Here is an 11,732-nt window from a genome sequence, read left to right as displayed (position 1 = left end):
GAATATGTTAGCTAAATATAAATCTATACAGCTGCTTTTTATAGCAGCATTAAGTATTCCTATAGCCTGTAAAACGCAATTGGATACTCAGGTACTGCCGCTCGATCCGCAGGTACGCACAGGTAAATTACCGAATGGTTTTACCTATTACATCCGTAAAAATAAAACCCCGGAAAAAAGGGTAACGATGTATCTTGCCGTTAAGGCAGGATCTATTCTTGAAACGGATCAGCAAAGAGGGATTGCACATTTTATAGAGCACATGAGCTTTAATGGAACGAAGCATTTCCCTAAAAAGGAGCTGTCTGAATACCTGGAGAAATCTGGTGTTCGGTTTGGTGCAGACATCAATGCCACCACACTTCCTGATGAAACGGTATATGAATTGCCGCTGCCATCAGACCATCCAGAACTGTTGAGCAATGGTTTACAGATTATGCGCGACTGGGCGCAGGATGCGAATATAGAAGCTGAAGATGTGGAACGCGAGCGACAGGTGATCCTCGAGGAAAGACGCGTTCGCCAGGGAGTTTTACAGCGGTTCCAGGAACAAAGTATTTCGCTGTATACCAACCAATCGCGGTATGGCTCCCGCTTGCCGATCGGAACAGAAGAAGTCTTGCTGAAAGTAACACCAGAAGAGATCCGCAGTTTTTATAAAGAATGGTATCGGCCAAACCTGCAAGCCATATTGGTGGTTGGGGATGTGGATGTAGATCAGATGGAGAAAGACATCAAGGCTAAATTCTCCGATCTGAAAAATCCTGAAAAAGAAAAAGAACGTACAGTTTATGCTGCAGAATTAACCGGGAAAAACCAATATATGCAATTTATAGATCCCGAAATAGGTGGTATTTCGCTGGAAATAGCCATGAAGCATAAGAGCGATACAGTGGTTACCAATGCAGATTATCGGGCTAACCTGTTAAAAAATATTTTCGCACAAATGCTTGCTGCCAGGTTCAGGCAGTTGCCTATTGTAGGGATTGCAGCCATGACAGGCGGTCTGAATTCCTTTTATGTGAACATCACTACTAAGCCGGCTGAAACAGAACCTGCCTTAAAAAGCGTCTGGCTGGAACTCCGTAAAATAGAGGAGCAGGGCTTTACAGCGCCTGAACTAGACCGCATCAAGAAAAGTTATTTACTGAAATTGTCTGAGGACCTGCAGGAAAAAGATAAAACCGCTTCGGAGGTATTGATTAAACCTTACCTGCAGCATTTTCTGACTGGCAGTGCAGCACCTGGTATTGCTAAAGCATATGAATTGACCAATGAGCTGCTTCCTGACATCAGTTTAAAGGAACTGAATGCACAAATGAAAGTTTATTTGAAAAATACGGATAGAGACATCATTGTAAAATCATCAGCAGTTAATAAAGCCTTTTTGCCGACTGAAGCAACAATAGAAAGCTGGATTGAAAATGTTTATGCGCAGAATTTGCCACCATATGTGGATGATGTATTGAGCCTACCTTTGCTCAAAAAGGAACCACAAGCTGGAAAAATCACTAATATTGAGGTTATTAAGCCTGCTGAGCTGCAAAAGATCACACTGAGCAACGGAGTAAAGGTCATCCTGAAGAAAACAGATTTTCAAAATAACCAGATCGTATTTAAAGGATTCGCTGAGGGCGGCGCTTCCTTGTCGAGTGACGCTGATTACCAAAGTGCTGTGAGTGCTGCAAATATTGTTGCTGCTGCTGGTGCAGGTAATTATGATGCTTTGCAGCTGGGGAAACTCATGGCAGGAAAGCAGCTGCAGGTACTTCCATTTATCCTCGATAATTACCAGGGGCTTAGTGGAAGTACGACTAAAGAAGACCTGCCGGCTGCGCTGGAGCTCCTATATGCTTATTTTACCGAACCGCGTAAAAGTGAAGAAGCTTATCAAATATTGGTTGGCAGGACTAGAGAAGCCTTTGCCAATAAAACGAATGATCCGAGTCAAGTCTTTGCGGATACAGTAAACCTGTTCTTGGCAAACCATCATGTACGCAGAACACCGCAGAGCATGGCTAAAATTACCTCCATTAACCTGGATAAAGCTTTAAAGTTTTATCAGGAGCGCTTCGCTGATGCTTCAGGATTTACCTTTGTTTTTGTTGGAAATATAGAGGAAAAAACCATAAAACCATTGCTGGAGAAGTATCTTGGAGGCTTACCTGCTGCAGGTCAGAAAGAAAAGGCCCGGGATTTAGGAATTAATATTCCTTCGGGTCGCCTCAGCAAAACAGTCTATAGCGGCGCCACGCAAAAAGCAAGTGCGATGATGGTTTATTCAGGGGATTTCAATTACAACTTCGAAAATACCATTCAGATGAATGCAGTTGCTGATGCACTGAATATCAGTATCAATAAGCGACTTCGGGATCAGGAAGGCGGAACTTACACGCCTAATGTGCAGCTGAGCCTGACTAAATACCTGAAAAGTAGGTTTAGTTTGTCGATCTCTTTTGATTGCGCCCCACAGAATGTGGAGCGGCTCATTGCTTCGGCTCAGGATGAAGTCAATAAAATGAAAGTTAGCGGGCCATCTTCTGAAAACCTGCAAAAGTTTAAAGCAGCACGTAAGGTTGTGCTTCAAACCGGATCAACTAACAATGATTTCTGGTTAAACTACCTCCTTGGCCAGGAGATGAATAAGGACCCACTTACAGAATTCTATGACTACGAGGCGGCATTGAATAAAATTACGGTGAAGTCTGTGCAGCAAGCTGCGGCAGCTTTTATTCAGGATAAAAATTACATCAGACTGGTCCTGTTGCCAGAAAAAAAATAACCATTTCAGATATGAAGAAAATCATACAAATAGCCAGGCTGGAACTCAGCCTGCTATTTTACTCCCCGATTGCCTGGCTGCTGATGATCATCCTCTTCGTGCAGATGAGTGTTGGTTTTACAGCAGCCATCCCCCAATTAGAAAAAGGAGGTAACTTATCCTTTTTAACCAGGGATATTTTCACCAATCCCAATGCAATCGGCATATTGAGCCGGATTTTAGATAGCTTATACCTGTATGTCCCATTAATCACCATGGGGATCATCAGCAGAGAAATCAGCAGCGGCAGTATCAAACTGCTGTATTCTTCACCGGTAAAATTAAGTCAGGTGGTTTACGGAAAATTTGCGGCGATGCTGGCATATAACCTGGTCATTATTGGGATCATGTGTTTATTTGTCCTCGCTGGAGCTGTATTCATCACTGCCTTTGATTACCCGCATATCCTGGTGGCTTTGTTTGCCGCATTTTTACTGCTGACGGCTTATGCTGCTATCGGGATTTTTGTATCCAGTTTAACCACTTACCAGGCCGTTGCCGCGATCAGTACTTTTGTACTGCTTGCCTTTATGAACTATATTGGAAAGGTAGGCCAGGAGTATGATGTGATCAGGGATTTAACGCATAGTCTTTCTATGCCGAGTAGGGCAGCACGCATGATGGCTGGTCTGCTGAACAGCCGGGATGTGATTTATTATCTGGCGATCTCCGGGATGTTCCTTGCATTTACCATCACCAAGCTAGAGCTGGAAAGGAAATCAAAATCAGTTTTGCAGCAGGTATTCAGGTATACCATGATCGTGTTAATTGGTTTAACAGTGACCTATATCAGTTCAAGGCAACCGATGATTGCGTATTATGATGCAACAGAGACCAACACAAATACCATTACCAAGGCAAGTCAGGAGATCCTGAAAAAGATGGGAGATGAGCCTATTGAGGTCAGCACTTACGTCAATGGAATGGATGGCTCTTATTGGGAGATTACTCCTACACTGCGCATTGCAAATATTTCGCGCTGGGAGCCTTATTTAAGGTTTAACCCAAATTTAAAATTGAAATGGGTTTATTATTACGACAGTATTCCCGGAATGACTGCTACACTTAAAGCGTACAATAAAACTTTTGATGAAGCTGTTGTGCAAATGGTAAAAATGCAGAAGTTAAATCTTAGGGATTTTATGAGGCCGGAACAGATCAGGAAAGAAATAGACCTGAGTGGGGAAAACGGGCGTGCCGTGATGCAGTTAAAATATAAAGGCAAGACTACTTTTCTGCGTACATTTCCACCACCGGATCAGTTGTTCTGGCCTAGAGAAGAAGAAACAGCTGCTGCATTAAAGAGGTTGATACAACCTATTCCCAAGATCGTTTTTGCGACTGATGGTTATCAGCGCGGTATAGATAAATTAGACGACAGGGATTATAAAATGCTTATTAATGATAAAACGGGCAGATATTCGATGGTCAATCAGGGTTTTGATATCGATACGATTGCGTTGGAACAGTCAGCTATTCCTGCCAATATTGCTGCCTTGGTGATTGCGGATCCGAAAGTAGCTTTTAGTGTCGCTGCAAAAGCTAAACTTCAACAATATATTGCTGAAGGCGGAAACCTAATGGTCCTTAGCGAACCTGGTAAACAGAATGTTATCAATCCGCTGCTGGAATTTCTTGGTGTTAAAATGGGGGATGGAACGCTTGTACAGCACAGTAAAGATTATTCTTATGACTTGGTTACGCCTGTATTGGCGGCGGGATCTGTGGCGATGGATCCGAAATTGCAGCCCTTTTTTCAACAAAAAGCCATTGTATCCATGCCGGGTGCCGGTACTTTAAGCTATCAAGAAGGCGGCGCTTTTGCGATTCATCCTTTATTGATCACTGATTCGCAAAGCAGCTGGATTAAAAAAGGAAAGTTTGCAGTAGATTCTGCGGCCTTGAAAGTTGACCTGAAAGCAGGAGATGAGGAAGGTTCCTTTCCAACGGCATTAATGCTGACCAGGCAGGTAAGCAGCAAAGAACAGCGCATCATCGTCGCCTCAGATGCTGATTTTTTTAGTAATGCAGAGGCAGGAAGACGCAATCTGATGACGCTGAACAGCTATTTTGCCACGAGGATTTTCAGCTGGTTCAGCTATGGGGAATTCCCTGTGGATGCAAGCCGTCCTTTTTCTAAAGATAACATGACCACACTCACTAAAAGGAGTGTAAAAATAATACAGGTATTGTATTATGGTCTTATCCCAGGAATCCTATTCCTGGCAGGAATGATGATTTTAATCCGTAGAAAACGTAAATAAATATGAACGATTTTTTAGAAAGTTTCAGCGTAGCATTTTTGCTTACTATAGCCCGTTATTTTGTCATTGCAGGTATCTTTTTTTTAGTTTTTTACCTGCTCTTTCCTAAAAGCCTGCTGCGAAATAAAATTCAAAGCAGGCTGGCCGGCAAGCTCGATTTTATCCGGGAAATGCTGCACTCTTCTATATCAAGTGCCATGCTGGCGCTTACCGCCATCATTGCTTTGTCTGATGGACTGAGGCCTTACACCTTAATCTATACTGATATTCAGGAGTATCCATTGATCTGGGTTCCGGTTAGCCTGTTGTTAAGCCTGCTGGTACATGATGCTTATTTCTACTGGATGCACCGGATCCTGCACCATAAAAGCTTGTTTAAGCTCACGCATCTGGTGCACCATAAGAGCACCAATCCTTCTCCCTGGACTTCCTATTCCTTTCATTTTCTGGAAGCCATAGCAGAAGGAGGGGTGATGATTGTGCTGGTTTTTGTGATGCCATTACATCCTTTAACGCTGGGATTGTTTGCGCTTTCCTCTTTTGTGATCAATGTATACGGTCATCTGGGCTATGAGATTATGCCGAAAGGATTCCGGGATTCTTTCCTGTTTGAGATCGTCAATACTTCCACCTTTCATAATTTCCATCATTTGAAATTCAAAGGCAATTATGGATTGTACCTAAGGGTATGGGATCGCTGGATGAAGACAGAGCATCCGGATTATGTGAAGGAATACGACAGGATTCAACAGCAGCGCTTCCCTTAAATAATGTTCCCCCCCCTAAATATCATAAATTGTACCGACCGGGATTGATTGTTCAATCTCGGTTTTTTTATGTTCATTCCAAACTTCAGCATCCTCCATTATCAAGCGAATATCAGGCAAATGGATAAAATTAAAGCATTTAGCAGGAATAAAAAACGCCTGCATTTTCTTACATCTGCAGAAAATATATTATTATTGTTACAAAAAAATGTAGGGGGATCTATGAGTCAGTCATTAGTGGTAAGCGATGATGAACTTCTGACAGCGTTTCAGTCAGGAGATCAGCAGGCTTATAGGCAAATATACGACCGCTACTGGCAGTTATTGTACCGTCATTCCTGTCACATGATGAGAAATGATGAGGAAGCAAAGGACGTGGTACAAGAGGTTTTTACGACACTGTGGACGAAGAAATCAGAGATCAAGCCACCTGTAGCGGGTTTTTTGTATACTGCCTGCAGAAACAGGATTCTCAACCAATTGAAACACCTTAAAATAGAAGCGAGGTATGCCGAGCAGCGTAAGACAGTACTGGAAAACCCTGGAGTAACTTTGCCAGACGAACTGGTCATAGAGCGTGATTTCGAAAGGCTGATCGAAGCCGGCATTCAAAGTCTCCCGCCAAAGATGCGGCAGATATTTGAGCTGAGCAGGAAGGAATTCAAAACACACCGGGAAATTTCTGAGGAGCTGAACATTTCTTCTTTGACGGTTAAGCGTCAGGTTAGTAATGCTTTGAGTATCCTGAAGAATAAACTTCATACTTTTTTAACATTTCTTTAATTTTCATCTACATCCTGGGCCATCCTGAGTTGTTATACCTACAACCAACCCTAGATACCTGCTGACCGATGGACCAATTAGACAAAAAACAAGAAGAACTACTTAAAAAATATCAACAAGGCATCTGTAGTCCTGAAGAGATTGCTGCGGTTCAGTATTTGTACAATTTGGCGGCAGCGTCTGCAGTGGATGATTCAGCTGCACAGACCGATCAGGGAATTGGAGAGGAGATCTGGAACAGACTTCCGGCTGGGAGAAAAAGCTATAAACTGAATCTATTCAAAAGAATTTCTTCGGCTGCGGCAGTACTCCTGATGGTCGGCGCTGGTTATTTTTGGTTCAGCAGCAAATCTAAGGAGGAAAAAGAGCAACAGGCTTATCATGACATCGGTCCGGGAAAAAATGCAGCCACACTTACTTTGGCCAATGGCCAAAAAATTGTACTTAGCAATGAGATGAAAGGCGAACTGGCTAATGAAGCTGGGGTAAGCATCACAAAAACTGCTGATGGACAATTGATCTATGAAATCAAAGATCAGCAAAATGGGGATTCGAAAGCTGTAAATAAGCTTTCTACCGCCAATGGCGAATCCTATCAGCTGCGTTTGCCTGATGGTACCATGGTTTGGCTGAATGCCGCTTCTTCCATTACCTATCCGGTATCCTTTTCCAACACTGCATTGCGTGAAGTGGAACTGGCAGGTGAGGCTTATTTTGAAGTCGTTAAAGACAAAAAACGCCCATTTGTGGTCAGTACCTATCATCAGCAAATTCGTGTTTTAGGTACTGAATTCAATGTAAACGCTTACTCGGATGAGCCTGAACAAAGAACTACTTTACTGGACGGCAGTATCAAATTAAGTCTGGAAAAGGGAGTGGTTGCGCGGGTGCTAAAACCGGGAGAACAAGCCGTTTCAGAAGGAAAACAGCTTCAGGTGTCTACTGTAGATGTAGACCAGGCGGTAGACTGGAAAAACGGCGATTTTATATTCCAGTCGGAACCTTTAACATCCCTGATGAGACGTGTTTCCAGGTGGTATAACGTGCAGGTAGTTTATACCAGTGGTGTAGACCAGGCAGGCACATTTACCGGAAAGGTATCCAGAAGCAAGAACATTTCTGTATTGCTGAAAGCCTTGCAGTCGGGCGGACTAAAATTTGACGTCCTTGGCAATAAGATCATCGTAAAAAATCAATCCATATAAATTCAACTTAACCAACCAAACAAATGAAAAAAAACTACAAACAAGATCCCTAAGTCTGGAAGATATAAGTTAAATGATGGCCGAAAGTGTACCACCACTTCCGGCCGGTGTTTCAGCTTATCTACTAGCCCCCGGAAAACCGGGTAATTCATAACAATTATTAATGAACTGATGTAGGTTGCCCTGAAACTTTTGAGGTACAGGCAACTAACTGATTAAACACGATGTAAATATATGATATTTTACACCAAAAGCCTATGCAGGCAAAGGACTGCTATTGCCAAAATTTCACTGCTGATGAATCCTGCTTTTAGCAGGCTCAGTGCGGTAAATCAAAATAAATGGATCATGCGAATTAAACTGATGGTCGTATTGTTAACTTCTGCTATTCTACAGGTAAGTGCGAGTACTTATGGGCAGAATGTGACGCTTAAACACGAGCGTGTGAAGTTAGCGACGGTATTGAATGAGATTAGAAAACAGAGCGGCGTTGATTTCGTATTTAGCGATAAAATCATTGCGCTGGCAAAACCTGTAACCATTAATGTGCAGAATGTAAGTCTGGAATCTGCATTAGCGGAATGTTTCAAAAACCAGCCGGTTACTTTTACGATTGACCATAGAATGGTGACGATCGTAAACAGACCGGTTGTCTCGCTGAGAATGGATCAGCTGATTATCGCAAGATTAAGTGGGGTAGTCAAAGATACAGATGGAAACCCTTTGCCAGGCGCATCGATTGCCATTAAAGGAACGACTAAGCATGTCATTACTGATGCGGATGGTAAGTTTGTAATGGATGGGGCACAGAAGGGCGACATTATTGTGGTCACTTATGTCGGTTTCGTTTCGCAGGAAGTAGTTTGGAATGGCGAGGGACAGCTGAATGTGAAGCTGGCTAGCCAGGAGCAAGGACTGGACGATGTGATTGTGGTGGCCTATGGTACTGCAAAAAAATCAACCTTTACAGGTTCTGTCGCAGTAATCAGCGGAGAAAAATTGGCCAAAGTTCCAGGTTCAAGTTTTACAGAATCTTTGCAGGGAATGGGAAGCGGTGTCAATGTAGTCAATAACGAAGGTAATCCTGGTGGGAATACCCGTATTCAGATCCGCGGGATCAGCTCTATGAGCGGGGCATCCAAACCATTATATGTATTGGACGGAATGCCTTACGACGGAGAATTGAATTCCATTTCACCGAGTGATATCGAGTCGATCTCTGTATTAAAAGATGCGGCGGCCTCTTCACTTTACGGTTCACGTGCCTCTGATGGGGTAGTGATGATCACCACAAAAAAAGGGAAATCAGACATTCCTAAAATCAATTTCCGCTCTGCCTGGGGAACTTCAGACAATGCGATTGGAAATCCGGTAAAGGCTGATCCAGCTGAGCAATTGCTGTATACCTGGGAAGGGATGTATAACGATCAGTTTTACAAATACAGAATGACGAAGGCTGATGCCGGAAACTGGGCTTCGGAAAATGTGCTGGGTAAAATATTAAAAGCAGTGACCAATTCTGCAGGAGCAAAGAGCTTTGTATCTCCTTTTAAACACATCAATGAAAACTATGTACTGCATGATGGCAATGGAAATCCTTACTTGAACCCTAACCTGCAAATGGTATGGGATCCTGCAGATTATGATGTGAATGGAGCAGTGTATTCTCGTAAACTGCGTCAGGATTATGGTTTAGATGTGAGTGGAGCCAGCAGCAACGGGAAGACAAATTACCTGATTTCAGGTTCTTACCTTGATGATAAAGGTTATGCGAGTAACCAATATTTCAAGCGCTATACCTTTAGAACAAATGTGAGCACACAGGCGACCGACTGGTTGCAGCTGGGTGGAAGTATCGCTTACAGCAGTTCAAAACAAAACACCTCAGGTTCTATGCGCGCGCAGATTTTTACCACCACCATGTCTTCGCCATGGTTAAGGAATAAAGACAATACCGATTGGGTATACTCTGAGAAAACCGGTAAAAGAATGTTCGATTATGGCTCTTATGTCAATAACTTTTTTGGTATCCATCCAATGAACAATGGCGGTGATTACTGGAACAACCCAAATGATGAAGATTTTAATAACAATCAAGCTAGCTTAGTTTCTACGAGGTTTTTTGCAAGTGTTAAACTCCCTTTTGACCTGAATTTTAAATCCAGTTTAGGGATTGATAACAGCAGCACCAAGTACTTTTTATATGGTTCAGCTGTGCATGGCTCCGGACAGCTGGCGCCTTACGGGCTTTCCGTATTGACCTCTGGTGGCAATGCAACCAGAAGCAATGCTGACAATACTTCTTTAACCTGGAACAATATATTGACCTGGAATAAAAAGATTGGTGACCATAATTTCAGCGCTTTGGCTGGACAGGAACTGTACAATAACAATTATTTGTACAACACTGCTTATGGAGAAGGGATCATGCAAATTGGGCAATATGAGTTGACTTCTACGACTAAAGGCTGGACCAATGGTTCCAGTAAAGACCGTTATGCATTGTTCTCATTCCTTGGTAAGGTAGATTATAGCTTCCAGGACAAATATTACCTGTCGTCCTCTATTAGAAGTGATGGTTCATCTCGTTTTCATCCTGACAACCGCTGGGGTTATTTCTACTCGGTAGGTGGTTCATGGAGAATGTCTAATGAAAACTTTATCAAGGATTCAGAATGGATCAATAACTTATCCCTTCGCGCCAGTTATGGTACGAACGGAAATGATAAACTGATCACCAGAAATGGAGATGGTAGTCCGGGTGGAGGTTTACTATATGCTTACGAAGGCGTGTTCGAGGATGATCCAATGTACGGAAACCCTGGATTACGTCCTTCCGCGATGGCTACTCCAGAGCTGAGGTGGGAAAGCAACAAGCTGCTGAATGTAGCGCTTGATTTCAATATCTTTAAAACCATCACCGGTACAGTAGAATATTATACCCGTAATTCATCGGGTTTGCTGTATCAAAAGCCATTGCCACTGTCTGCACAAGTAGGTTCTATCGTCGGAAAAAACACCAATCTAGGTAATATCCGAAATAGTGGTTTTGAAGTAAGTCTGGGTGCGGAGTTGATCCGTAGCAAAGATTTCGGCTGGAGAATTGATGCCAATATCTCTACCTTAAAAAATGAAGTGACCTACCTTCCTGGTGGTGCATTTACTTTTGCTAACCGTGCAGCGACCTATAAACTGGAAGAAGGCCACTCTGTTTACGACTTTTTTATGGTTAAAAATGCTGGTGTGAACCCTGATAATGGAAATATGCGTTACCTGATCAAAGATGGCGCTGGAGGCTGGAAAACTACAGAGAACTATGCTGAAGTAACCACAGCTGATTATCAATATGGCGGATCGGCATTGCCTAAAGCTTATGGATCATTTACCAATAGCTTTGACTACGCTGGATTTGACTTATCTATCATGTTCTACTACTCTCTGGGTGGAAAAATGTTTGATTATGGCTACATAGAGCGTACCGCATTGCGTGGTGGAGTAGGTGTGATTCCAGACCTGGTACAAGACAGATGGAAAAACCCTGGCGACCAGGCGATGTTCCCAAAATGGTCTAACGACAATTACGCGGATACCCGCAGGGCTTCAGATTTTTATGTGTTTAACAACAGCTATTTACGTCTTAGAAACTTAACGTTAGGCTTTACCTTGCCGAAAGAACTCAGCAAAAAACTAGGCATGACCTCTGCCCGTATTTACCTGACTGGAAATAACCTGCTGACTTTCGGATCGGCTAAAAACCGTTATTCAGATCCTGAAACAGGAGTGTTGGGAAATAATTACAACGGTAATGCAGATACGGATAATGGTGTTCAGGGTTCCAGAAGAATCTATATGGGCGGCATCCAGGTTTCATTTTAATAACAAATAGATACGA

General features: G+C 42.8%; 6 protein-coding genes. All 6 read left to right on the top strand.

Annotated elements, in window-relative coordinates; all coding sequences use genetic code 11:
• Nucleotides 1-4: 4 nt before the first annotated feature.
• The 6 genes from H9X96_RS12170 (at nucleotide 5) to H9X96_RS12145 (ending at nucleotide 11,716) form a co-directional block, all read left to right on the top strand.
• A complete protein-coding gene (locus H9X96_RS12170; RefSeq protein WP_187666535.1) occupies nucleotides 5-2,782 on the top strand; it encodes a pitrilysin family protein in 2,778 nt (925 codons plus the stop codon).
• An 11-nt stretch (nucleotides 2,783-2,793) separates the two neighbouring features.
• On the top strand, nucleotides 2,794-5,085 hold the full coding sequence (locus tag H9X96_RS12165) for a Gldg family protein (RefSeq protein WP_187666534.1): 2,292 nt from the start codon (nucleotides 2,794-2,796) through the stop codon (nucleotides 5,083-5,085).
• A gap of 2 nt (nucleotides 5,086-5,087) precedes the next feature.
• A complete protein-coding gene (locus tag H9X96_RS12160) occupies nucleotides 5,088-5,852 on the top strand; it encodes a sterol desaturase family protein (protein ID WP_255431095.1) in 765 nt (254 codons plus the stop codon).
• A gap of 222 nt (nucleotides 5,853-6,074) precedes the next feature.
• Nucleotides 6,075-6,635, top strand: coding sequence for an RNA polymerase sigma-70 factor (locus tag H9X96_RS12155; protein ID WP_187666533.1), 561 nt, complete (start codon nucleotides 6,075-6,077; stop codon nucleotides 6,633-6,635).
• 68 nt (nucleotides 6,636-6,703) lie between these two features.
• Nucleotides 6,704-7,840 carry a FecR family protein gene (locus H9X96_RS12150; RefSeq protein WP_187666532.1) on the top strand — a complete coding sequence of 379 codons (1,137 nt, stop codon included), beginning with the start codon at nucleotides 6,704-6,706 and terminating at the stop codon, nucleotides 7,838-7,840.
• A 297-nt stretch (nucleotides 7,841-8,137) separates the two neighbouring features.
• Nucleotides 8,138-11,716 (top strand): SusC/RagA family TonB-linked outer membrane protein, encoded by a 3,579-nt coding sequence (locus tag H9X96_RS12145; RefSeq protein ID WP_222943896.1) that lies wholly within the window; start codon nucleotides 8,138-8,140, stop codon nucleotides 11,714-11,716.
• Nucleotides 11,717-11,732: the final 16 nt, after the last annotated feature.

This window comes from Pedobacter sp. N36a (assembly GCF_014472395.1).
Lineage (GTDB): Bacteria > Bacteroidota > Bacteroidia > Sphingobacteriales > Sphingobacteriaceae > Pedobacter.
The sequence above is the reverse complement of the archived record's forward strand: the minus strand, read 5'-3'. Positions and strand labels throughout refer to the sequence as shown.